Origin of the sequence: Cupriavidus sp. KB_39 (genome assembly GCF_052114485.1) — a bacterium.
Classification (GTDB): Bacteria; Pseudomonadota; Gammaproteobacteria; order Burkholderiales; family Burkholderiaceae; genus Cupriavidus.
Genome location: NZ_JBFREV010000013.1, coordinates 20,330 through 41,443, shown reverse-complemented (window position 1 = coordinate 41,443; position 21,114 = coordinate 20,330). Strand labels below are relative to the sequence as shown.

The following is a 21,114-nucleotide window of genomic DNA, read 5'->3' as shown; positions in this document are numbered from 1 at the left end:
CCTTGGAAACATCGGATGGCGGCGGCGCCGCTTATTCTCCTTTATGCGACGGCGTACACGTCATGTTCCGCCAACATCGCGCAGTTATCGGCCAGCCGGATTTTCCCGCCAGGTTATATTCGTTATGATGCAACGCAGCAGATGCGGTTTTCTTATTCGACATCAGGGGAGCAAGTGGCTATGGAATACCTTGTCGAGTCGCCAACGCCGATGCGCACCATCGGCCCGATCCCGATGACCGGCCAGCGCGAGATCCTGCGCATCGGCCTGATGCTGTTCGATGGCTGCTCCCTGCTGACCGCCGGCATCATTGCCGAGGCGTTCCGCATGGCGAACGAAATCGCCCTGCAGCGCACCGGCCGACCCGCCTACCAGTTGTCCCTGCTGTCCCACCGGGGCGGCATCGTCGCCTGCTCCTCCTCGGTGCGGGTCTGGACGCAGGGGCTGGACGTGCTGGGCCAGCGTGGCTTCAACGCCATCTTCATCGGCTGCAGCGAGCGCGAGCCGTCCGGCGAGCGCGATGCCCGCCTGATGAACGCCATGATCGAGGTGAGCGCCTCGGTACTGGAGCGCAGCCCCCGGAGCGGCCAGCGCACCCAGCCCGCCCAGCCCCGCGTATCGCGCGCCGTTCCCCAGAAGATTGTCGAGGTGGACGAGGTAGCCGGGATCAGCCACGTCACCTCGTCCGTGTTCTGGTGCCGCGATGGCGCCGTCTCCGCGCCGGACGTGATGCCCTCGGCCGCCGACATGGCGCTGGCACAGATCGAGTTCGACCTCGGTTTCGTGATGGCGACCGAAGTGGCCCGCCGCCTGGCCCCGCAGCGCGACACCCCCCTGGCCCGCCAGGAAACCCCCGAACCCGACGACGTCCCCGACATCGCCGCCTCCTCCGAAGCGCTGGAGAAAGTGCGCGCCTCGGCCCGCTGGATCACCGCGCACTACGCGGAAGAGATCTCCGTGGCCGACGCCGCCCGCATCGCCGCCATGAGCGAGCGCAACTACCTGCGCCGCTTCAAGTGCGCGCTGGGCATGACCCCCTCCGAATACCTGATCCGCGCCCGGCTGGAGATGATCTGCCGGCTGCTTAAGGAAACCGACCTGCCGGTGGACAAGATCGCCCGCCGCTGCGGCATGGGCAACGGCGACCGCCTGGCCAAGATCTTCCGAAAACGCTTCGAGCTGTCCCCCACCGCGTACCGCAATCTCGACAAGACCGCGCTGCCAGACGCAGCCTAGCCACAGGAGGAGGCAAGAGTCATGCACCAAGATCTGCTGGATGTTGCAAAGCTGGACTGGATCTCGCGCGAGCTTTCTGAGTCGTACAGTGCCGCCGCGCCGTTTCCGCATGTCTGTATCGATAACTTCCTGGACGACGGCATCTACCGCGAGGCCAGCGCCGCCTTCCCCAGCGCCGACGAGAAGGTGTGGTTCACCTTCCGCTCCGCCGCCGAGAACCTGAAGCTCCAGATCCAGGACTTCTACGCGATTCCGCCCGCGCTGCGGTCCCTGATCGTCGAGTTCAACAGTCCCGGCTTCATCCGCTTCCTGGAGCAGCTTTCGGGCATCCAGGGGCTGGTGCCGGACCCCCACCTGCACGGCGGCGGGCTGCACCAGACGCTGCCGGGCGGCCGCCTCGGGCTCCATATCGACTACAACTACCACCTCGAATGGAAGCTGGACCGGCGCCTCAACGTGCTGCTGTACCTGAATGACGAGTGGGACGACAACTGGGCCGGCCATCTCCAGCTATGGGACGAGGAAGTCCAGCACTGCGTGCAGAACATCTCGCCCATCGGCAACCGGCTGGTGGTCTTCAGCACCAACGAGTGCTCGTGGCACGGCCACCCGGTGCCGCTGGCCTGCCCGCCCGGGGTCACGCGGCGCTCGATCGCGCTCTATTACTACACCAACGGCCGCCCGGACCAGGCCTCCGAGGAACACACCACGCGCTTCCACGCCCGGCCGGGCGAGCGCTTCACCATCACCGCGCGAGACATCCTGCATGGCATGACGCCCCCGTACGCCAAGGCGCTGGCCAAGCGGATCGTCGGGCGATAGCAGACAGGCGAACTACGATGGCAACCCTCCTCGTTACCGGCGGCGCCGGCTTCATCGGCAGCAACTTCGTGCTCGACTGGCTGCGCCGGCACCACGCCGACCGCATCGTCAACGTCGACAAGCTGACCTACGCGGGCAACCGGCGCAGCCTGGCCGCCGTTGACGTCGAGGGGGGCCAGTCCCGCCACGTCTTCTCCCAGACCGATATCTGCGACCGGGCCGCGCTGGACGCGCTGCTGGCCACCCACCGGCCCCAAGCCGTGGTGCACTTCGCGGCGGAGAGCCACGTGGACCGCTCCATCGCCGACCCGGGCGCCTTCATCCAGACCAATGTGGTCGGCACCTTCACGCTGCTGGAAGCCGCCCGGGCCTATTGGGGACGGATGAATGCGGCCGATGCCGACCACTTCCGCTTCCTGCACGTCTCCACTGACGAGGTGTTCGGCTCGCTCGGCGCCGAAGACCCGCCGTTCTCGGAGACCACGGCCTACCAGCCCAATAGCCCCTACTCGGCCTCCAAGGCGGCGTCGGACCACCTCGTCCGGTCCTACCACCACACCTACGGGCTGCCGGTGCTGACCACCAACTGCTCGAACAACTACGGCCCCTACCACTTCCCCGAGAAGCTGATCCCGCTGATGATCACCAACGCGCTGTCCGGCAAGGCGCTGCCGGTCTACGGCGACGGCCTCAACGTGCGCGACTGGCTCTACGTGGGTGACCACTGCACCGCCATCCGCACGGTACTGGCGCGCGGCAGGGTCGGCGAGACCTACAACATCGGCGGCTGGAACGAGAAGACCAACCTGGACGTGGTGCACACGCTCTGCGACCTGCTCGACGCGCTGCGCCCGAAGGCGAGCGGCTCCTACCGCCAGCAGATCACCTTTATCGGCGACCGCCCCGGCCACGACCGCCGCTACGCCATCGACGCCCGCAAGCTGGAGCGCGAACTGGGCTGGCGGCCCGCCGAGACCTTCGAAACCGGCCTGCGCAAGACCGTGCAGTGGTATCTGGACAACCCCGGCTGGGTCAAGGACGTGACCTCGGGCGAGTACCGCAACTGGGTGGCGAGGCAATATGCCGCCTGACGCCCCCAATGATCGGGAGATCCCCACCCTGCTGGTCACCGGCAGCAACGGCCAGGTCGGCTTCGAGCTGCGCCGCAGCCTGGCGCCGCTGGGCCGCGTGGTGGCGCTGGACCGCGCCGGCTGCGACCTGTCGGACCTCGACCAACTCCGGCGCGTGGTGCGCGAAGTCCGCCCCGACGTGATCGTCAACGCTGCCGCCTACACCGCCGTGGACCGGGCGGAGGCGGAGACCGAGCGCGACACCGCCTTCCTGATCAACGGCAAGGCCGTCGGCGTGCTGGCGGAAGCGGCCCGCGCGCACGGCAGCCTGCTGGTGCACTACTCGACCGACTATGTGTTCGATGGGGCAAAAGCCGGTGCTTACTATATAGAGAGCGACCCGACCGGCCCGCTGTCGGTCTACGGCCGGAGCAAGCTCGCCGGGGAGCATGCCATCGCTGCCGTGGACGCGCCGGCGCTGATCCTGCGGACCTGCTGGGTGGCCGGTGCGCATGGCGCCAATTTCGCCCGCACCATGCTGCGGCTCGGCGCCGAGCGCGACAGCCTGCGCGTGGTGGCGGACCAGTTCGGCGCCCCGACCACCGCCGCGCTCGTCGCCGATGTCACCGCGCAGGTCGTGGCCCGCCACTGGCTGGCCGGCAACCGTGCGGCGTTCCCGGCCGGCATCTACCATCTGGCCGCCGCCGGGGAAACCAGCTGGCACGGCTACGCCACGGAAGTGATCCGCTACGCCGCCGCGCATGGCTTCCCGCTGAAGGCGGACCCGGCACGCATCGCCCCCATTCCCGCCACCGACTACCCGCTGCCGGCGCCGCGCCCGGCAAATTCGCGCCTCGATACCAGCAAGCTGCGCCGCACGTTCGGCATCCACCTGCCGGACTGGCAGGAGGGGCTGCACCTGCTGCTGGACCAACTGCGCCCGTAAGCCTTTCCGCCTGTGAGCCTTTCCGCCTGTCAGCCTGGAGCCCCCCATGACCATGAACGTGACCCGAACCGATATTCCCGACGTGCTGGTCATCGAACCAAAAGTGTTCGGCGACGATCGCGGTTTCTTCTACGAGAGCTTCAACGGCCCCGAGTTCGAGGCCCTGACCGGGGTGAAGACCAACTTCGTCCAGGACAACCATTCGCGCTCGGCACGCAACGTCCTGCGGGGGCTGCACTACCAGGTGCGCCATCCGCAGGGCAAGCTGGTACGCGTGGTGATGGGGGAGGTATTCCTCTACAAGACCACGGACACCTGGTACCCCGAGCACGAGCGCTCCCTGCTCTGGCGCGACAGCACGCTCCACATCGACTGGCCGCTCCAGGGCGAGCCATTGCTCGCGGCGAAGGACGCGGGCGGCAAGGCGCTGCGGGAGGCGGAGGTATTTGCCTAGGGCTGCGCCCCGTGGCGGTCAGTCGCGTCGGCCCGGCGCCGAGACCGGCACGCGGCTGACTTCGTTGTTCGCATCGACCAGCCGCTTCAGCATCTTGATGAACGCCTGCTGTTCGGTCTTGTTCAGGCCGGTCAGCATGCGCTCCTGCGCGCGTTCCGTGGCCGGGTACATCTGGTCCAGCAGCGCCTCGCCCTCCGCCGTCAGGTAGAGCAGCTTGGTGCGGCGGTCCGTACCGGTCGAGCGCGATATCAGCCCCTTGATCTCCAGCCGTTCCACCACGCCTGAAATTGTGTTCCGGTCGAAGCCGATCGCCTGTGCCACGCGAAGCTGGTCGATGCCCGGATGGGCGCGGATAGCCGCCAGGGCACCGTACTGCACCGGGGTGGTGTCGTAATCCGCTGTTTCCTCGAGAAATACCGTGGTCGCGATCTGCTGCAGCCGCCGGATCAGATGCCCCGGCTTGTTGTACAGGATCGCTTCGAGGTCGTGGGCTGTCATGGCGTGCGCGGGCGGTTTGAATCGAGCCACATGGTACCTCAGGTTAACCCCAGTACTGATCGTCATAATTGTGACTATCATATCGGTGATTGATTGACGGGCGGTGACAGCCCCCAACACCGAGGATCTGGACATGCATGAGACAACGGCGCTTTCGGCCGCCCTTTCGGCCACTTATCGAAACCAGTTGGCCAGTGCGGGCCTGACGCCGCTCTGGGAGCATCTCTCCGGCGCGCTCCCGCACGGCCGGCCGGCGGGGCTGACCCGGGCCAACCACTGGCGTTACCGGGACATCCGCCCCTTGCTGCTGCAGGCTGGTGAGCAGGTGCCGGTGGAGAAGGCCGAACGGCGCGTGCTGGTGCTGAGCGATCCCGGCCGGGGGCCCACCGCCATGCAGGCGACCGGCGGCATCTATGCCGGCATCCAGTTGATCCTGCCCGGCGAGACGGCGCCGACCCACCGGCACTCACCTAGCGCCGCGCGCGTCGTGATCGAAGGCAACGGCGGCTTCACTGTCGTGAATGGCCAGCGTTGCGAGATGGAGCGCGGCGACGTCATCCTCACGCCATCCGGCCAGTGGCATGACCACGGTCATCACGGCACCGGACCCTTCACGTGGCTCGATGTGCTCGACCTGCCGGTTTTCACCGCCGTGGAAGCCTCCTACGCGGAGGCCGCCACGCCGGGCTGCAACGTCGGGGACGCCCTGGCGTCGCTCCAGAGCCGCCTGCTACGCGATGGCCTGGCCGTGCCCGCCGCGCTGCGCCGGCCGAATCCCTATCCGATGCTGCGCTTTCCTTGGCAACGCACGCGGGCCGCGCTGCTTGACCTCGCCCGCCATGCGCCGGCGGGCGCGCCCATCGAAGTCGCCTATGTCAATCCGGAAACGGGTGACAGTTGCCTGCCGATCATGGGCTTTACCGCGATGCAGCTGCCCGCCGGCCGCACGCTATCGCCGGTGCCGCGCTCGCCCGGCGCCGTGTTCCATGTGATCGAAGGCGACGGCGAAACCACCGTGGACGGCAAGTCGTTCTCGTGGAGCGCCGGCGACACCTTCACCGCGCCGGCGTTCGCTGACCTGGCCCATCGCGCCGGCATCCACAGCGGTCCGAGCTTCCTGCTGCGGATCGACGACGAACCCCTGCATCGCAAGCTCGGCTTCTTCCAGGAACGGAAGTTCGCCTGAGCCGTACCCATCCAAGTATTGGAATTATCGGAGTCACCATGCGCATCTGCCGCTTCAACCATGACAAGCTCGGCCTCGTCCAGGGCGACGAGATCCTCGACATCAGTGCCGCCCTCGAAGTGCTGCCCACCCACCGCTGGCCCGTACCGCAGGGCGATCCGCTGATCGCGGCGCTGCCCCAGGTCATGCAGGTGGCACGCGACCTGGCGCCCAGCGCGAAGCGCCTGCCGCTGGCCGCCGTCACACTGAACAGCCCGGTCAGCTACGCCAGCAAGTTGCCCGCCGCGCCGGTCAACTACCTCAAGCACATGGCGGAGGCGCAGGGCGACCCGGCCACCTTCCACGCCCATCACCTCAAGCGCATCGAGGAAGTCGGCCTCTTCCTCAAGGCCAGCAGCTCGCTGGTGGGCCCCGGCGACGGCGTGGCGCTGCGCCACCTGGACCGCCGCAACGACCATGAACTGGAACTGGCGGTCGTCATCGGCAAGACGGCGGATCGCGTGCCGGTGGCATCGGCGCTCGACTACGTGGCCGGCTACGCCATCGGCCTGGACATGACCGTGCGCGGCCCCGAGGAGCGCTCGCTGCGCAAGTCGATCGACACGTACTCGGTGCTCGGCCCATGGCTGACCACCGCCGACGAGGTACCCGACCCGGCCAGCCTCGATATCGAACTGCACGTGAATGGCGAACTCCGCCAGCGCGCCAATACGCGCGACCTCGTCATCGGCATTCCGCAGCTGATTTCCTGGGCCTCCAGCTACTACACGCTGCTGCCGGGCGACGTGCTCTTCACCGGCACCCCGGACGGCGTGGGCCCCGTGGTGCCGGGCGACGTGATTAGCGCGCGCATCGACAAGGTCGGCCAGATGGACGTGCGCGTGCGCGCCGGCTGAAGACAGGAATAGTGATGAGCGATATCAAGACAGTTTCCACATTGGTCGTGGGCGGTGGCATTGGCGGACTGGCCGCCGCGCTGGCCCTGGCCCGGCAGGGCCAGCAGGTCCACGTGATCGAGCGGGCCGATGCGTTCGCCGAAGTCGGCGCGGGGCTTCAGCTTGCGCCCAACGCCTCGCGCGCGCTGGACCGGCTGGGCGTGCTGGACAACGTGCGCAAGACAGCGGTCTTCCCGCAGCGGCTGGTCTGGATGGACGCCCTGAGCGGCACCCAGGTGACCGCCATGGATCTGGGCGAGCCGTTCCAGTCGCGCTACGGCTACCCGTACATCGTCATGCATCGCAGCGATCTGCTGGACGCGCTGCTCAACGCCTGCCGCGCGCATGCGCGAATCTCGCTGGAAACGAGCCGGCATGTGGTGGAAGTGGCCGACCATGGCGACATGGCGGAGGCGCGCTGCACCGACGGCTCGGTCTACCGCTGCGGCCTGCTGATCGGCGCAGATGGCTTGCGCTCCGCCGTGCGCGGCATGCTGGCCGGCCCGGGGGAGCCGGTCTGCTCCCACTACGTGGCCTATCGCGGCACGATCCCGGTGGCGCGCATGTCCTCCCACGCCGGCAGCGACAACGTGATGATGTGGACCGGCCCCGACATGCATCTGGTCCAGTACCCGGTGCGACGCGGCGAGCTGTACAACCAGGTGGCCGTCTTCCGCAGCGACCGCTACAGCCCGGACCACGACGACTGGGGCACGCAGGACGAGATGTCCGCCCGCTTCGCGGACGCCTGCACCGAGGTGAAGGACGCGCTGACCATGATCGCTACCAATCGTCGCTGGCCGCTCTTTGACCGCGCGCCGATCCAGCAATGGACCCGTGGCCGCATCGCGCTGCTCGGGGACGCCGCCCATCCGATGCTGCAATACCTCGCCCAGGGCGCCGCGCAGGCGTTGGAAGATGCCTGCGCGCTGGCGGATGCGTTCGCCACGCATGCAGGCGACACCCCTGCCGCGCTCGACACCTATGCCGGCGTGCGCCGCGCCCGCACCGCGCGGGTCCAGCATACGGCGCGGATCTTCGGCGACATCATCCACATGGAACGCGTGGGCGCCGCCGTGCGCAATACGCTGCTGGCCGGCCGGCAGGCCGACGACTACACACCGGTGAACTGGCTCTACGCCGCCTAGGCGTGGCAACGAACGGCCTGCCCAGACAGGCCGACGCAATATAACGGGAGACAAACCATGCAAACCCATACCGCCCAAGGTGCGTCCAGACTGGATGCCTTGATTCTCGATCGCGACATGTCGTGGTTCCAGATCGCTGCCGTGGCGATCTGCGTGGCCATCAACATGCTCGATGGCTTCGACGTGCTGGCGCTGGCGCTGACCGCGCCGTCCATTGCCCGCGACTGGGGCCTCAAGCCGACCGAACTCGGCGTGCTGTTCAGCGCGAGCCTCGCCGGCATGGCCATCGGCTCGCTGACCATCGCGCCGGTGGCCGACCGGGCCGGACGACGTCCCACGGTGCTCGCCTGTCTGGTGCTGCTCAGCCTGGGCATGATCGCCTCGGCGTTCGCCCAGGACGTGACCCAGTTGGGCCTGCTGCGCTTCGTCACGGGGCTGGGCATCGGCGGGGTGCTCCCGAGCATCAACACGCTGGTTGCCGAGTACTCGTCGGCACGGCGGCGCGACCTCAACATCAGCATGATGACGGTGGGCTACTCGGTGGGGGCCACGCTGGGCGGCCTGGCCTCGGTGTACCTCGTCACCCATCACGGCTGGCGCTCAGTCTTCCTCGCCGGCGGCGTGTTGTCGATCGCCATGTTCCCGGTGGCGCTGGCCATGCTGCCGGAATCGCTCGACTTCCTGGCGGCGCGCCGCCCGGCCGGGGCGCTGGACAAGATCAACCGCATCCTCGGCCGGCTGGGGCAGGCCGCGCTGGCCGCGCTGCCGCCCCAGCGTGAGGCGGCAGGGCGGCGTGGCTTCGGCGAGTTGCTGGGCGGCACGCAGCGCCGCAGCACGGTCATCGCCTCCGCGGCCTTCATGCTGGTGATGCTGACGTTCTACTTCCTGTTGAGCTGGACACCCAAGATGCTGGTCGATATGGGGCTCACCGTGGAGCGCGGCATCTCGGGCTCGGTGGTGATGAACCTGTCGGGCGTGGTTGGCGGGGTGGCGCTGGGCTGGCTGACCGCCCGCTACGGCCTCAAACGCATGGCGATTGCCTATTTCAGCCTGTGCTTTGCCTGTGTGGTGGTCTTCACGCGGATCCCGCCCAGCACGGCCAACCTGATCGCCATGGCCGCGCTGATCGGCTTCTTCATGAACGGCGCCGTGGTCTGCCTCTATGCGCTGGCCCCACGCGTGTTCCCGCCCGAAGTCCGCGCCACCGGCACGGGCCTGGCACTGGGCTTCGGCCGGCTCGGCGGCACCCTCGGCCCGTATCTGGCGGGCCTGCTGATCGCCGCCGGCTGGTCGCGCACGGCGTACTCGGCCGCGCTGGCCGCGCCAATGCTGCTGGCGGGTGTGCTGTTCGCCGCGGCACTGGCTGGCGAGGCCCGCGCCGCGCGGCGCGCCACGCCTTCGATGCCCTCGTCGGCCCGCTGATCCGTAGCACCTCAGTCGAACCCCATAACAACAATCCGGGAGATATCCATGTTTCGTCATGCCGCCATGGCAGGCGCGCTCGCGCTCGCCTCGTCCGCAATCTGCGCGCAATCGGTCATGCTGTACGGCGTCGTCGATACCGGCGTCGAGTTCGTCAACCGCATCGGCAGTGCGCACGACAACGTCGTGCGGATGCCCAACCTGTCCGGCACGGTGCCGTCCCGCTGGGGCCTGCGCGGCACGGAGGACCTCGGCGGCGGGCTGAAGTCGCAGTTCGTGCTCGAGTCCGGCTTCGCGCCCAACAGTGGCGTCAGCAACCAGGGCGGCCGGCTGTTTGGCCGACAGGCATGGGTCGGGCTATCGGGGCAGTGGGGCCAGCTCTCGCTCGGCCGCCAGTACACGATGCTGTTCTGGTCGACCCTCGACTCCGACATCCTCGGCCCCAACACCTTTAGCTCGGGCTCGCTAGACAGCTACATCCCCAACGCCCGCACCGACAACGCTGTGGGTTACAAGGGCACGTTCGGCGGCTTCACGGTCGGCGGCACATACAGCGTTGGCCGCGACAGCGTCAACGCCGGCCCGAGCCCGTCCGGCACCAACTGCGCGGGCGAGAACCCGGCCGACAGCCGGCAGTGCCGCGAATGGTCGGCGATGCTGCGCTACGAAACTGCCCGGTGGAGCGCCAATGTGACTTACGATTCCCTGCGCGGCGGGCCCGGCGCGTTCGCCGGCCTGACCAGCAGCGCGCTGCATGACGACCGGCTGACGGTGAACGGCTACGCCATGATCGGCAAGGCGAAGGTCGGCGCCGGCTGGATCCGTCGCGACAACCGCGCTAGCATCACGCCGCGCAGCGACCTGTACTTCGGCGGCCTGTCCTATCCCGTCACGCCAGCCTTCAGCGTGGACGCCGAGGCGTTCCACCTGCGCTTTCACGACAGCAGCAACAAGGCCTGGCTGTTCGCGGCGCGCGCCAACTACGCCTTCTCCAAGCGCACCATGGTCTACGGCACGGTCGGCTATATCGATAACCGCAAGAACACCATTTGCCTGTGGTACAACCGCGACGCGCTCGATGCCGCCAATTTCTATGCCAAGACCTTCCCCGACAGCGCGGTGGGCGCCGTCCACCGCTCGCCGGGCGACTATCCGGACGGCAAGGAGGGCGATGTCCTCACCGTCGAGTTCACCGTCGCCGGCATTCCCTGCGTCGGCCTGAACGGCGGCCCGCACTTCCAGCACAACGAGTCCTTCTCCTTCCAGATCGCCACGGACGACCAGGCCGAAACCGACCGCCTGTGGAACGCCATCGTCGGCAATGGCGGGCAGGAGAGCGCCTGTGGCTGGTGCAAGGACAAATGGGGCCTGTCGTGGCAGATCTCGCCGCGCGTGCTGGTCGAGGCCGTCACCAGCCCGGACAAGGCGCTGGCCAAACGGGCGTTTAACGCGATGATGACGATGAAGAAGATCGACATCGCCAAGATCGAGGCGGCCATCCGCGGGGACGGCAAGTGATGCCGGGTTGAATCCCCCCGGCGGGCATGACAGCATGGCCCGATGCCCGTCGCCGCCAATATTCCCTCCGATACCACTCTCCGGGACCTCGCCCGCCTGCGCCGCGTACGCGACCGCATCGACCGCGAGTATGCCCAGCCGCTGGACGTCGAGGCGCTCGCGCAGGGTGTCCACATGTCGGCGGGCCACCTCAGCCGCCAGTTCCGGCTGGCCTATGGCGAATCCGTCTATGCCTACCTGATGACGCGGCGCATCGAACGCGCGATGGCGCTGCTGCGCCGGGGCGACCTCAGCGTCACCGAGGTCTGCTTCGAGGTGGGATGTTCATCGCTGGGCACCTTCAGCACCCGGTTCACCGAACTGGTCGGGGTCTCGCCGAGCCGCTACCGGCGCGAGGCCGCCGGCGAGGCCGAGGGCATGCCGCCCTGCGTCGCCCGGCAGGTCACGCGACCGATCAGGAATCGAGAAGCGCCGAAAAAGCAGCCGGCCTAGACTGCCTGGACCCCAACACGGAAACGGAAACCCCTCATGGACCTCAGCATTCACTCGGCCTTCCTGCCCCACACCGACCCGGAAACCTCGCTGGCCTTCTACCGGGACGCGCTCGACTTCGAAATCCGCAAGGACGTCGCCTTCGGCGGCAACCGCTGGATCACGGTCGGACCGAAGGGCAAACCCGAGACCTCCATCGTCCTGTTTCCGCCCAACGCCACGCCGGGCGTCACCGACGACGAAAAGCGCACCATCGCCGAAATGATGGCCAAGGGCACCTACGCCATGCTGCTGCTTGGCGCGACGGACCTCGACGCCGCCTTCCAGCGCCTGCAGGACTGGGACGCCGAGATCGTCCAGGAACCGACCGACCAGCCCTACGGCGTGCGCGACCTGGGCGTGCGCGACCCGGCCGGCAACATGATCCGCATCCAGCAGCTGAAGTAAGACCGGGCGGGCCCGCCCCGCCTCACAGCATCGACTTGCCCTGCGCGAGGATCTTGTCGCAGACCTGCTTCTTGACTTCGGCCTTCATGGCGGCCGTGTTGCTGAGGTCGAGTTGCCGGCCGTTGCTGGTGGAAAGCACGCCGCGCGAGCCGTCGCTGTAGCCGGCGTCCTTGGTGCCGCCCGGCACGGAGCCCAGCAGCTTGTCCTTCACCGCCGAAGTTGCCGAGTCGGCGTTGAGGTAGTTGTTCTTCATGCAATATTCGATCACCCCGGCGGCGTTGCCGGCGCTACCGGCGGTGAGCGATGACATCGACATCCCGCTGATGTCGCCGATCGCCCCGGTGGGGGCCGACTTCATCATGTCGCCGAGCTGCGCGTGGGCCACGCCCGAGAGGGCGGAGAGCGCGACGCAGCACGCGGGAAGGGTCAGCCACGCGGCGCGGCGCAGCGTAGCGGGGACGGAAATTTTGGCCATGCGAGACTCCTTGTCCGGTCATGCCGGGAGTGGCCTCACCACTATATGCCGCCGTCCGCCGGATCCGATCTGAACGTTTTTGAGATCCCGTGTGGCTTATGCGTCATGCGACGCATGTCCCCGGAACATCGACATCCCATCCGTGATCTGCGCGAGTAGCGCCAGCGCCGCGCCCGGCAGCGGCCGGCCGGCCTTGACCAGCACCCGGGCCTGCGTGCCCCGGAACAGCGGATGGTCGATGGGCACCACGGCCAGTTGCCCGGCCGCGATCTCCCGGTAGGCCGCGAACTCGCCGATCAGCGTCATGAAGTTCTCGTACGCCACGATCTGCTTGAGCGCCGGCAGCGAGTTGGTGGTCAGCGTGGCGTGGATCGAGATGTTCTCGGCGAACTCCAGCATCTTGGCCGCATGGCCGATGCCGAACGACGGCGGCATCAGCGCCAGCGGGTAGGCCTGCATGTCGGCGATGCTCGCCGGGCCACCACGCAGCGCCAGCGGGTGATCGCGCCGCACCAGCAGCACCACCGGCTGGGCCACGCTGGCGCGGTATTCCACGCGCGGGTGCGGCGGTGGGTTGTAGGCCAGGCCGATATGGGCGCGGCTCTCGGCCACCTCGTTCAGCACGTCGTCCACGGGCAGGCTGACCATGTGGATCTCGAGCTTCGGATAGCGCGCGCAGAACGGCGCCAGCACCTCGTTGACCAGCGCATCGGCAAACCCCTCGCTGATGACCAGCCGCACCTCGCCCTGCTGGAGCCCCTGCAAGGCGTGGAGCTGATCCTCCAGCTTCTCCTGGTGCGAGCGATAGCCGCGCCAGAACTCGAGCAGATGCGCCGCCGCCTCCGTGGGCCGCAGCCCGCGCGGCTGGCGCTCGAACAGCGTCGACCCCAGTTCGTCCTCCAGCAGCCGGATCTGCCGGGTGATAACCGACGGTGACGTGTTGAGGTGCTCCGCCGCACCCCGGATCGTCCCGTGCGCCATCACCTCCCGGAAGTACCGCAACCGCTGCTGATTGATCTCGCGCATCTCGCCGTATCCCTTGCGTTGCCTGAGCAGCAACGATACGTGAACTTTGTTGCTGTTGGTAGGTGGGCGCGCCGCTGCCACTATCGAGAGACCCCACGCAGGGCACCCGTAGAGAGAACAGAGACAGACTGGAGACAAGCAATGCTAGCCATCCCCCAAGAAAGTGCAGTCGACGACACGTCCGCGCTGTACAGCAAGATCAACTGGCGATTGCTGCCCTTTCTGCTGATCTGCTACCTGTTCGCCTACCTGGACCGCGTCAATATCGGCTTCGCCAAGCTCCAGATGCAGAGCGACCTCGGCTTCTCGGACGCGGCCTACGGCGTGGGCGCGGGCATCTTCTTCATCGGCTACGTGCTGTTCGAGATCCCGAGCAACCTGATGCTGCCGCGCATCGGCGCGCGCAAGACCTTCAGCCGCATCCTGGTGCTGTGGGGCATTACCTCGGCCTGCATGCTGTTCGTGCGCGATGTGCCGATGTTCTACGCCATGCGCTTCCTGCTCGGCATCTTCGAAGCAGGCTTCGCACCGGGGATGATCTATTACCTGTCGTGCTGGTACGGGCCGCAGCGCATGGCGCGGGCCATCGCCATCGTCTTCCTGGCCGGGCCGATCGGCGGCATTCTCGGCGCGCCGGCCTCGGCGTGGCTGATGACCTCGCTCGCCGGCGCCGGCAACCTCGCCGGCTGGCAATGGATGTTCCTGGTGGAGGGCCTGCCCTGCGTGGTGCTGGGCCTGCTGGCGCTGAAGCTGGTGCCGAACAAGCCGTCCGAGGCCACCTGGCTGACCGATCAGGAGCGCCGCATGCTGGAGGCCGATCTCGGCCATGTCGGCGCCGCCCACAGCCACTCGTTCCGGGCCGTGGCGCGCGACAAGCGCATCTATGTGCTGGCCTTCGCCTACTTCTGCATCATCGCGGCGATCTACGCCATCAGCTTCTGGCTGCCCACCCTGATCAAGGCGCAGGGCGTGACGGATACCGTGCAGCTCGGCTGGTACGCGGCGGTGCCTTATATCGGCGCGGCCTTCGGGATGTATTACATGGGCCGGCGCTCGGACCGCAAGAACGAGCGGCGCTTCCACTGCGCGGTGCCCGCGCTGGCCGGCGGCGTGCTGCTGGCGGCCTCGACGCTTGCGGATGGCCACCTGTTCCTGACGCTGGCGCTGCTGACGCTGGGCACCACGGCGCTGTGGATGACCTACACGGTCTTCTGGGCGATTCCGCCCGCCTATCTCAAGGGGCCGGCGGCCGCGGGCGGCATCGCGCTGATCAACACCATCGGGCTGTCCGGCGGCTTCTGGGGTCCGGCCATCATCGGCTGGGCGAAGACCGCCACCGGCAACCTGCACCTCGGCGTGCTGGTCATGGCTTCGCTGCCTGTCCTTGCCGCCCTGATCGTCATCACCAACAAGCTGCCGGCCCACCGGTAGCCACCCATAAGAGGATTCCCATGCAACTGCACATGTCCACCTGGGCCGAAATCGAATCGTTCCTCCAGCGCAGCCGCACGATCGTCGTGCCGATCGGCTCCAACGAGCAGCACGGCCCGACCGGCCTGCTGGGCACCGACTGGCTGTGTCCCGAGATCATCGCGCGGGAGGCGGAGAAATCGGCCGACATCCTGATCGCCCCGACCTTCAATATCGGCATGGCCCAGCATCACCTGGCCTTTGCGGGCACGATCTCGCTGCGCCCGTCGACGTTCATCGCCGCGATTGGCGACTGGGTACGCTCCCTCGCCCTGCACGGTTTCGAGAAGATCCTGTTCCTGAACGGGCACGGCGGGAATGTGGCCTCGATCGAGGCGGCGTTCTCGGAGCTGTACGCGGAAGCCAGCTTCGCGCGGCGCCCGGCCGGCTTCGCGCTGAAACTCGCCAATTGGTGGGATCTGGAAGGCGTGGGCGAACTGGCGCGCGACCAGTTCCCGACCGGGCATGGCGCGCACGCCACGCCCTCCGAGATCGCCATCACGCAATGGGCCTTCCCGGAGTCGGTGAAGACGGCGGACTACGCGCCGCCCATCGCCCCGTCCGGCCCGATCCGCGATGCGCTGGACTTCCGCGCCCGCTTCCCTGACGGCCGGCTGGGCTCCAACCCGGGGCTGGCCACGCGCGAACGGGGCCGCGCGCTGGTCGAACTCGCGGCGCAGAGCCTGGCACGCGAGCTGGCGGCATTCAGCCAGGAACGGCCGCCGGCCTGAGGTTGTCGTCAGGTTGGCCCGAGGTTGCCCCTCGGGCCGCCCGCCGCTCAGCGCGGCACCAGTTCCACGCGCTCGGCGGTCGCCTTTTCCACCGCCTTGCGCGTGTAGACCAGCGGGAAGTATTCCCCCTTGGCCCACAGCGGCGCCAGATCGCGGTAGTGGGGGCTGGCCGGATTGCCCGACTGCCCCGGCGTGTTCACCGCGCGCGAGGCGTCCCAGTTGCCCACGTCCAGCACCATCCGGAACGAGGCCCCGGCGGTCAGCTGGAAGTCATTGTTGCGATAGCTGGTGTTCATCGGCGTGAACGACGATCCACCGATCGGCCCCGCGTTCACGTCGTACTGCTGGCGCTGGGCGGGGTCGAGAAGGGCGTTGAGCGGATGGTTGAACACGGCGGTGTGCAGCTTGCCCCACTGCCACGCCGCCGGGTCCGGCCCGAGCGCCTTCTCCACCTCGGCCATGGCCGATTTCAGTGTGGCGAACATGATCTCGTTGCGGCGCTCGACGGTCATCCAGGTGTCGGGCTGCTCCATCACCGCGATCACCCGGGTGGCATCGCCCGCGCCCACCAGCTTGGCCGCCTCCGGCGAGAGCGCCCCGCGCACGATGGCCGTGCGCAGGTGCTTGCTGAACCAGACCTCGAACAGCGCCGCCGCCGCGCTGTTGGCGCGTTCGTTGCCGTCCCAGTTGCGCAGCAGGTCCAGCCCGCGCTGGACCTGCGCGTCCGGGCTGTTGAGCGGCTTGAGCAGCGCCACCACGCGCTGGGCCGGCAGGGACACCGTGTCGTTCTGCCACGCCATCGAGTCCGCCACCGAACTGCGCGACTTGGCCCCCACCACCGCCTTGAGCCGCTGGGCGCGCGAACTGTCGCTCCACTCATAGCCCACACCGATCTTCGCGGCCGGATGGTTGGCCGGGATGTTGTTTTCGTTGGCGGTGACCACGTAGCCCGGCGTCGGGTTATACGCCCACGGCAGTTCGTCCATGTTGCGATAGCCGGCCCACTCGTAGCGGCCATCGCCGGGCACCGGCGTCAGGCCGTCCCAGTTGGGCCGGTTCACGGTCAACCCGCCCGGAATCCAGCCGATATTGCCCGAGGTGTCCGCGTAGACCTGATTCTCGCCCGGCGCACCCCAGCGGTTCATCGCCGCACGGAACTGGTCCCAGTTGCGCGCGCGCATGTAGTCCATCGACCCGAAATACGGCGCCATGCCGTAGTCCAGCCACGCGGCGCGCAGCACCCAGGCGCGCTGGGTCTTGGCGTCGGCGTAGAGCACCGGGCCGTGGCGCGTGTAGTCGATGGTCACCGTGCGCGGTGTGGCCTCCCCGCGCACCGCGATCTGCTCGGTGACGGTTTCCATCGGCTCCCAGCGGCCCTTGTAGCGATACTCGCGCGCCTGGCCCGGGTTGGTCTCGTAGACGTAGAGGTCTTCCTGGTCCATGTAGAACCGGGTCAGGCCGAAGGCGATGGTGCCGTTATGGCCGATCGAGATGCCCGGCAGGAACGGCTCGCCGGCGCCGATCACGGACAGGCCCGGCGCGTTCAGGTGGCTGATGTAGCGCAGGCTCGGGGCGCCGTGCGCGCGGTGCGGGTCATTGGCGAGGATCGGCCGGCCCGTGGTGGTGCGGCTGCCGGCGATGACCCAGTTGTTCGAGCCCAGGCTGCGCCCGGTGTCACTCGACGCATCGACCATCGCATAGAGCTGGTCGACCGGCACGTTCCCGGCCCCTGCGGCCGCAGCCTTGCTGGCGCCCGGTGTCCACCACTCCTTCGGAAAGCGCGGCGCGGCCGTGGCCAGCGCGTAGGCCTGTTTCAGCTCGGCCACCGGCAGCGCGCAGGGGTCCAGCCCCTCGGGCAGCTTCGGCTCGACCGGCGGATCGAGTTCGCGGCGCACCCAGTCGGCGCGCACCCCGTTGGCCTTGCCCTCGCAGAACACCGCCGCGCGGTCGATCTCGCCCGTGAAATTGAGCGTCAGGCCGTGGTGGCGAATCCGCACGATGTCTTCGGCACGCCACAGCGCCGGCTTGTAGTTCAGCACGCGGAACTCGGGCGGCAGCAGTGCCGGGTTGGCTTCCGTCTGCGCCACGTAGGCGTTCACGCCGGCCACGAAGGCCTCGGCCACGCGCTTGGCGTCGGAGCCGTAGGCCAGCCACTCCCGGTACATATCGCCCCGGAACAGCACCGCGCGCGCCATGCGGTCGCCTTCGACATAGGCCGGCCCGAAGTCCTTGGCCATCTCGCCCAGCCCGCGTTTGCGCCAGAGGTCGATCTGCCAGAGGCGGTCGCGCGCGGCCATGAAGCCCTGCGCGTAGAAGGCGTCGTAGAGCGTGCCGGCGTAGATATGGGGCACGCCCCATTTATCGATCAGGATGCTGGCCGGCTTCTCCAGCCCCGGCACCGCGAAACGGTCGGGGCCGGCGGCGAGGGCGGCGGTGGTCGTGGAGAGCGTGGCAAGACAAGCGAGCGCGACGGCAGCGCGCCGCAGCGGACGGGAATGGTGAAGCATTGTGTCTCCTCTTCGGGGCCTGTTAAATCAGGACCCATGAGGATAGACGAATGTGGCGCCGATGTGGCCGATACGGCGATCGTGCGCTGCCGCAATACAGGCGTTTCAGGTTCAGTAAACGTCCCGACGGTAGCGCCCGTCCTCGGTCATCGCCTGCAGCGCGTCTTCGCCGACGATCTCGACGAGCGCCGCGTGCACGCCACCCGCCATGCCCTGCAGGCTGCCGCAGACATAGATCGCCGCGCCTTCGGCCAGCCACGCGCGGAGGGCGTCGGCCTGCGCCGTCACGGCGTCCTGCACGTAGTGCGGCCCGCCGCCATCGCGCGACCACGCGCGGTCGATGCGCTGCAACACACCTTGTTCCTGCCACGCGCGCAGTTCTGCCCCGTGGAAGTCGTCATGGGCGGCGGAGCGCTCGCCAAACAGCAGCCAGTTCCGCCGATGCCCGGCCGCCGCGCGGGCCTTCAGCAGCGCGCGCAGGCCGGCGAGGCCCGTGCCGTTGCCGATCAGGATCAGCGGGCGGTCATCGGCAGGCGGATGGAACGCGCGATTGGCGCGCACGCGCAGCGCGATATGCGCGCCCTCGGGGGCATGGACGGTCAGCCAGCCGGACGCCAGCCCCAACCGGCCATCGTCATGACGGGTCTCGCGTACGAGCAGTTCGAGCCGGCCATCGGCGGGCAGCGAGGCAATCGAGTATTCGCGGTGCGGCAGGGCCGGCAGGGCGTCGATCAGCGCCTGCGGGGCCAGGCCGGCCATGGTGTCGAGATGGGCGTCGGGCAGCGGCAGGCGCGTGGCCAGCGCCTCGGTCAGCGTCATCGGGCGGCTGTCGCAGCGCACCGGGGTGGCGCCATCGAGGGCGAGACGGACCAGCAGCTTCGCCACGACGTCCGGTGGCTGGCAGGGGCCGACTTCGGCGATATCGCCGGCCGTCCACGCCAGGTCGCTCGGATCTTCCGGCACCAGCGCGAGGTGCCAGGCCGGCGCACCGTGACTGCCGGGGTTGAGCAGGCGGCGCTCCACCAGTTGCCAGCGGCCATAGCGCGGGCGCTCCCAGTCGGCAATCTCCGCGCCGCCGCCGAGCGCCGACAGATGGTTCTGCCAGTGGCGCAGCGCGCCGGGGTCACCGTTGTCGACCTCGACCATGTCGAATAGCGGCTGGGCGTGGTGGCGCTGCAACCAGCCGGACAGCGTGTGCCCGAAGGCGCAGAAGCGCGCGTAGCTGCTATCGCCCAGCGCGAGAATGCCGAAGCGGAGCTGCCGCAGCGACTCCGGCGCGGCGCCGGACACCAGCTTGCGCGTGAAGCCGGAGGCGGTATCGGGCGCATCGCCCTCGCCCGTCGTGCTGACCAGGAACAGTGCCTGCCCGCACGCGGCCAGCCGCGCACCGTCCAGTTCGGCGAAGGACAGCAGTTGCACCGGCACGCCGGCGCCTCGCAGCGCGCGGGCGGTCTGCGTCGCCAGTTGCTCGGCGAAGCCGGTCTGGCTGGCGTAGGCGATCAGCGTGGGGCGCCCGGCGCCGTTGTCATCCGGCACAAGCGCTGCCCGCGCGGCGCGGCGGCGGCGATGCTGGGCGAGGATGGCGGCGCAGAAGCCCGCATAGGCCGCCACCACGCCGGCCGCCATCGTCATCCGGCTGGGAGACAGCACGGCCAGCGCAACGCCGGCGAGGCAAACAACCCAGGGCCACAGGCGAGCGACGGTCATGACAGCATGGCGGCGAATGCCGGCGAGGTGAGTTCATCGAAGCCGCGCGGCGTGCGAACGAGGAAGCGCGCCGCCAGCGCATGGCGCTGCGCGAAGTCCATGCCCGCCTGGGGCCCAAGCACGGTCAGCGCCGTGGACAAGGCATCGGCCAGCATGCAGTCCCGGTGGATCACCGTCACCGAAGCCAGCGCGTGCGCCGCCGGGTAGCCGGTGCGCGGGTCGATGGTGTGGGCAAAGCGTCGGCCGTCCTGCTCGAAGTAGCGGCGATAGTCGCCGGACGTGGCGATGGACAGCCCGAGCAGCGCCACCAGCGTGCGGGCGGCGCCGTGGGCGTTCGCCTCGGGCGATTCCAGTTCCACCCACCACGGCATGCCGTCGGGCTTGAGGCCCTGACCGCGCAGTTCGCCGCCGATCTCGACCAGATGATGGGTGACGCCGCGGGCGTCCAGATGGCGGGACACCGCATCGACAGCAAACCCCTTGGCGATGGCGCAAAAGTCCAGCGCGAGCCCGCCCGGCTGGCGCGCCCGGCGGTTCGGCACATCAACCTCGATGCGCTGCCAGCCGCAGGGCTGGCGCACGCGCGCCACGTCGTCCGGTGTGGGCGCGGTCTGGCGCGCATGCGCCAGACCTGCGGGGCCGAAGCCCCACAGGTCCACCAGCGGACCGGCGCTCGGATCGTAGGCGCCGCCGCTGTCGCGCGCCACCTGCAGCGCGGCCTGGAGCACCGCGAAGCAATCCTCGGGCAGCGTGACCCAGGCATCGGCGGCAGCGCGGTTGAAGCGGCTCAGGTCCGAGGTCTCGGACCAGTTGCTCATCTGGGCGATGACGTTGGCCAGGACCGCCTCGATCGCCGCCTCGATGCCATCCCCGATGCTTGCATCCTCCCCGCCCGCCTGCACCGCCGACACCGACCACGTGGTACCCATGGTCTGGCCGGCCCACTGCCGCACGCGCCCGCCCGCCGCCGGGGTGGGCGGCGGCGCGGAGAGCGAGGTGGGAATCAGCACGCGCGGCATCGATC

Annotated in this window: 20 protein-coding genes; 14 read left to right on the top strand and 6 right to left on the bottom strand. The window is 68.6% G+C overall.

What is annotated here, in order from left to right; genetic code table 11:
- Window positions 1–180: 180 nt before the first annotated feature.
- The 5 genes from AB4Z27_RS12280 to AB4Z27_RS12260 are packed head-to-tail and all read left to right on the top strand — an operon-like array spanning window position 181 to window position 4,528.
- Window positions 181–1,236, top strand: coding sequence for a GlxA family transcriptional regulator (locus tag AB4Z27_RS12280; protein ID WP_441591272.1), 1,056 nt, complete (start codon window positions 181–183; stop codon window positions 1,234–1,236).
- A gap of 21 nt (window positions 1,237–1,257) precedes the next feature.
- On the top strand, window positions 1,258–2,058 hold the full coding sequence (locus AB4Z27_RS12275) for a 2OG-Fe(II) oxygenase (protein WP_092293862.1): 801 nt from the start codon (window positions 1,258–1,260) through the stop codon (window positions 2,056–2,058).
- A 17-nt stretch (window positions 2,059–2,075) separates the two neighbouring features.
- On the top strand, window positions 2,076–3,149 hold the full coding sequence (gene rfbB, locus AB4Z27_RS12270) for a dTDP-glucose 4,6-dehydratase (RefSeq protein ID WP_441644552.1): 1,074 nt from the start codon (window positions 2,076–2,078) through the stop codon (window positions 3,147–3,149).
- Window positions 3,139–4,074, top strand: coding sequence for a dTDP-4-dehydrorhamnose reductase (gene rfbD, locus AB4Z27_RS12265; RefSeq protein WP_441644551.1), 936 nt, complete (start codon window positions 3,139–3,141; stop codon window positions 4,072–4,074). Before rfbB ends, rfbD begins: the two co-directional genes overlap by 11 nt.
- Before the next feature lie 46 nt (window positions 4,075–4,120).
- Window positions 4,121–4,528 carry a dTDP-4-dehydrorhamnose 3,5-epimerase family protein gene (locus AB4Z27_RS12260; RefSeq protein WP_441644550.1) on the top strand — a complete coding sequence of 136 codons (408 nt, stop codon included), beginning with the start codon at window positions 4,121–4,123 and terminating at the stop codon, window positions 4,526–4,528.
- Between the two features lie 18 nt (window positions 4,529–4,546).
- Here AB4Z27_RS12260 and AB4Z27_RS12255 read toward each other — a convergent pair whose 3' ends face one another.
- Complete coding sequence (locus AB4Z27_RS12255) at window positions 4,547–5,026, bottom strand: MarR family winged helix-turn-helix transcriptional regulator (protein ID WP_092293870.1); 480 nt, start codon at window positions 5,024–5,026, stop codon at window positions 4,547–4,549.
- Between the two features lie 133 nt (window positions 5,027–5,159).
- Between AB4Z27_RS12255 and AB4Z27_RS12250 the strand changes: the two genes are divergently transcribed.
- Genes AB4Z27_RS12250 through AB4Z27_RS12220 form a run of 7 tightly spaced genes read left to right on the top strand, consistent with a single transcriptional unit; the run spans window position 5,160 to window position 12,174 of the window.
- Window positions 5,160–6,212 (top strand): cupin domain-containing protein, encoded by a 1,053-nt coding sequence (locus AB4Z27_RS12250; RefSeq protein ID WP_092293872.1) that lies wholly within the window; start codon window positions 5,160–5,162, stop codon window positions 6,210–6,212.
- 38 nt (window positions 6,213–6,250) lie between these two features.
- The gene (locus AB4Z27_RS12245) at window positions 6,251–7,108 is read left to right on the top strand and encodes a fumarylacetoacetate hydrolase family protein (RefSeq protein WP_092293874.1); all 858 of its coding nucleotides are present in this window, start codon (window positions 6,251–6,253) and stop codon (window positions 7,106–7,108) included.
- Window positions 7,109–7,122: 14 nt separating this feature from the next.
- Window positions 7,123–8,295 (top strand): FAD-dependent monooxygenase, encoded by a 1,173-nt coding sequence (locus AB4Z27_RS12240; protein ID WP_441644549.1) that lies wholly within the window; start codon window positions 7,123–7,125, stop codon window positions 8,293–8,295.
- Window positions 8,296–8,352: 57 nt separating this feature from the next.
- Complete coding sequence (locus tag AB4Z27_RS12235) at window positions 8,353–9,717, top strand: MFS transporter (protein ID WP_441644548.1); 1,365 nt, start codon at window positions 8,353–8,355, stop codon at window positions 9,715–9,717.
- Window positions 9,718–9,765: 48 nt separating this feature from the next.
- Window positions 9,766–11,235: a porin gene (locus AB4Z27_RS12230; protein ID WP_441644547.1), complete on the top strand. Its 1,470-nt coding sequence runs from the start codon at window positions 9,766–9,768 to the stop codon at window positions 11,233–11,235.
- Window positions 11,236–11,277: 42 nt separating this feature from the next.
- Window positions 11,278–11,727 (top strand): helix-turn-helix transcriptional regulator, encoded by a 450-nt coding sequence (locus AB4Z27_RS12225; RefSeq protein ID WP_441591269.1) that lies wholly within the window; start codon window positions 11,278–11,280, stop codon window positions 11,725–11,727.
- Between the two features lie 36 nt (window positions 11,728–11,763).
- Entirely contained in the window at window positions 11,764–12,174 is a 411-nt protein-coding gene (locus tag AB4Z27_RS12220) for a VOC family protein (protein ID WP_092293886.1), read from the top strand.
- Between the two features lie 22 nt (window positions 12,175–12,196).
- Here the strand turns inward: AB4Z27_RS12220 and AB4Z27_RS12215 are convergent, their stop codons facing one another.
- Together AB4Z27_RS12215 and AB4Z27_RS12210 are read right to left on the bottom strand one after the other, a co-directional pair.
- On the bottom strand, window positions 12,197–12,649 hold the full coding sequence (locus AB4Z27_RS12215) for a DUF2501 domain-containing protein (protein WP_092293888.1): 453 nt from the start codon (window positions 12,647–12,649) through the stop codon (window positions 12,197–12,199).
- A 96-nt stretch (window positions 12,650–12,745) separates the two neighbouring features.
- Window positions 12,746–13,675: a LysR family transcriptional regulator gene (locus tag AB4Z27_RS12210; protein WP_092293890.1), complete on the bottom strand. Its 930-nt coding sequence runs from the start codon at window positions 13,673–13,675 to the stop codon at window positions 12,746–12,748.
- 141 nt (window positions 13,676–13,816) lie between these two features.
- Here AB4Z27_RS12210 and AB4Z27_RS12205 point away from each other — a divergent pair, with 141 nt between their 5' ends.
- Together AB4Z27_RS12205 and AB4Z27_RS12200 are read left to right on the top strand one after the other, a co-directional pair.
- A complete protein-coding gene (locus AB4Z27_RS12205) occupies window positions 13,817–15,106 on the top strand; it encodes an MFS transporter (protein WP_092293893.1) in 1,290 nt (429 codons plus the stop codon).
- 20 nt (window positions 15,107–15,126) lie between these two features.
- Window positions 15,127–15,876: a creatininase family protein gene (locus tag AB4Z27_RS12200; protein WP_092293895.1), complete on the top strand. Its 750-nt coding sequence runs from the start codon at window positions 15,127–15,129 to the stop codon at window positions 15,874–15,876.
- A 47-nt stretch (window positions 15,877–15,923) separates the two neighbouring features.
- Here the strand turns inward: AB4Z27_RS12200 and AB4Z27_RS12195 are convergent, their stop codons facing one another.
- The 3 genes from AB4Z27_RS12195 to AB4Z27_RS12185 all read right to left on the bottom strand — a co-directional run bounded on the left by AB4Z27_RS12195 (window position 15,924) and on the right by AB4Z27_RS12185 (window position 21,109).
- Window positions 15,924–18,383 carry a penicillin acylase family protein gene (locus AB4Z27_RS12195; protein WP_441644546.1) on the bottom strand — a complete coding sequence of 820 codons (2,460 nt, stop codon included), beginning with the start codon at window positions 18,381–18,383 and terminating at the stop codon, window positions 15,924–15,926.
- A 111-nt stretch (window positions 18,384–18,494) separates the two neighbouring features.
- Complete coding sequence (locus AB4Z27_RS12190) at window positions 18,495–20,090, bottom strand: sulfite reductase subunit alpha (RefSeq protein ID WP_441644545.1); 1,596 nt, start codon at window positions 20,088–20,090, stop codon at window positions 18,495–18,497.
- A complete protein-coding gene (locus AB4Z27_RS12185) occupies window positions 20,087–21,109 on the bottom strand; it encodes an FAD:protein FMN transferase (protein ID WP_441644544.1) in 1,023 nt (340 codons plus the stop codon). The genes AB4Z27_RS12190 and AB4Z27_RS12185 overlap by 4 nt, the downstream gene beginning before the upstream one ends.
- Between the last annotated feature and the right edge of the window lie 5 nt (window positions 21,110–21,114).

What these genes read in the sequence shown, in the direction of transcription:
- AB4Z27_RS12200 (WP_092293895.1), top strand. Translation starts at nt 15,127, where the DNA reads ATGCAACTGCACATGTCCACCTGGGCCGAAATCGAATCGTTCCTCCAG.
- AB4Z27_RS12250 (WP_092293872.1), top strand. Translation starts at nt 5,160, where the DNA reads ATGCATGAGACAACGGCGCTTTCGGCCGCCCTTTCGGCCACTTATCGA.
- AB4Z27_RS12185 (WP_441644544.1), bottom strand. Translation starts at nt 21,109, where the DNA reads ATGCCGCGCGTGCTGATTCCCACCTCGCTCTCCGCGCCGCCGCCCACC.
- AB4Z27_RS12240 (WP_441644549.1), top strand. Translation starts at nt 7,123, where the DNA reads ATGAGCGATATCAAGACAGTTTCCACATTGGTCGTGGGCGGTGGCATT.
- AB4Z27_RS12220 (WP_092293886.1), top strand. Translation starts at nt 11,764, where the DNA reads ATGGACCTCAGCATTCACTCGGCCTTCCTGCCCCACACCGACCCGGAA.
- AB4Z27_RS12205 (WP_092293893.1), top strand. Translation starts at nt 13,817, where the DNA reads ATGCTAGCCATCCCCCAAGAAAGTGCAGTCGACGACACGTCCGCGCTG.
- AB4Z27_RS12255 (WP_092293870.1), bottom strand. Translation starts at nt 5,026, where the DNA reads ATGACAGCCCACGACCTCGAAGCGATCCTGTACAACAAGCCGGGGCAT.
- AB4Z27_RS12215 (WP_092293888.1), bottom strand. Translation starts at nt 12,649, where the DNA reads ATGGCCAAAATTTCCGTCCCCGCTACGCTGCGCCGCGCCGCGTGGCTG.
- AB4Z27_RS12230 (WP_441644547.1), top strand. Translation starts at nt 9,766, where the DNA reads ATGTTTCGTCATGCCGCCATGGCAGGCGCGCTCGCGCTCGCCTCGTCC.
- AB4Z27_RS12245 (WP_092293874.1), top strand. Translation starts at nt 6,251, where the DNA reads ATGCGCATCTGCCGCTTCAACCATGACAAGCTCGGCCTCGTCCAGGGC.
- AB4Z27_RS12195 (WP_441644546.1), bottom strand. Translation starts at nt 18,383, where the DNA reads ATGCTTCACCATTCCCGTCCGCTGCGGCGCGCTGCCGTCGCGCTCGCT.
- AB4Z27_RS12280 (WP_441591272.1), top strand. Translation starts at nt 181, where the DNA reads ATGGAATACCTTGTCGAGTCGCCAACGCCGATGCGCACCATCGGCCCG.
- AB4Z27_RS12235 (WP_441644548.1), top strand. Translation starts at nt 8,353, where the DNA reads ATGCAAACCCATACCGCCCAAGGTGCGTCCAGACTGGATGCCTTGATT.
- AB4Z27_RS12225 (WP_441591269.1), top strand. Translation starts at nt 11,278, where the DNA reads ATGCCCGTCGCCGCCAATATTCCCTCCGATACCACTCTCCGGGACCTC.
- AB4Z27_RS12210 (WP_092293890.1), bottom strand. Translation starts at nt 13,675, where the DNA reads ATGCGCGAGATCAATCAGCAGCGGTTGCGGTACTTCCGGGAGGTGATG.
- AB4Z27_RS12190 (WP_441644545.1), bottom strand. Translation starts at nt 20,090, where the DNA reads ATGACCGTCGCTCGCCTGTGGCCCTGGGTTGTTTGCCTCGCCGGCGTT.
- AB4Z27_RS12260 (WP_441644550.1), top strand. Translation starts at nt 4,121, where the DNA reads ATGACCATGAACGTGACCCGAACCGATATTCCCGACGTGCTGGTCATC.
- AB4Z27_RS12275 (WP_092293862.1), top strand. Translation starts at nt 1,258, where the DNA reads ATGCACCAAGATCTGCTGGATGTTGCAAAGCTGGACTGGATCTCGCGC.
- rfbB (WP_441644552.1), top strand. Translation starts at nt 2,076, where the DNA reads ATGGCAACCCTCCTCGTTACCGGCGGCGCCGGCTTCATCGGCAGCAAC.
- rfbD (WP_441644551.1), top strand. Translation starts at nt 3,139, where the DNA reads ATGCCGCCTGACGCCCCCAATGATCGGGAGATCCCCACCCTGCTGGTC.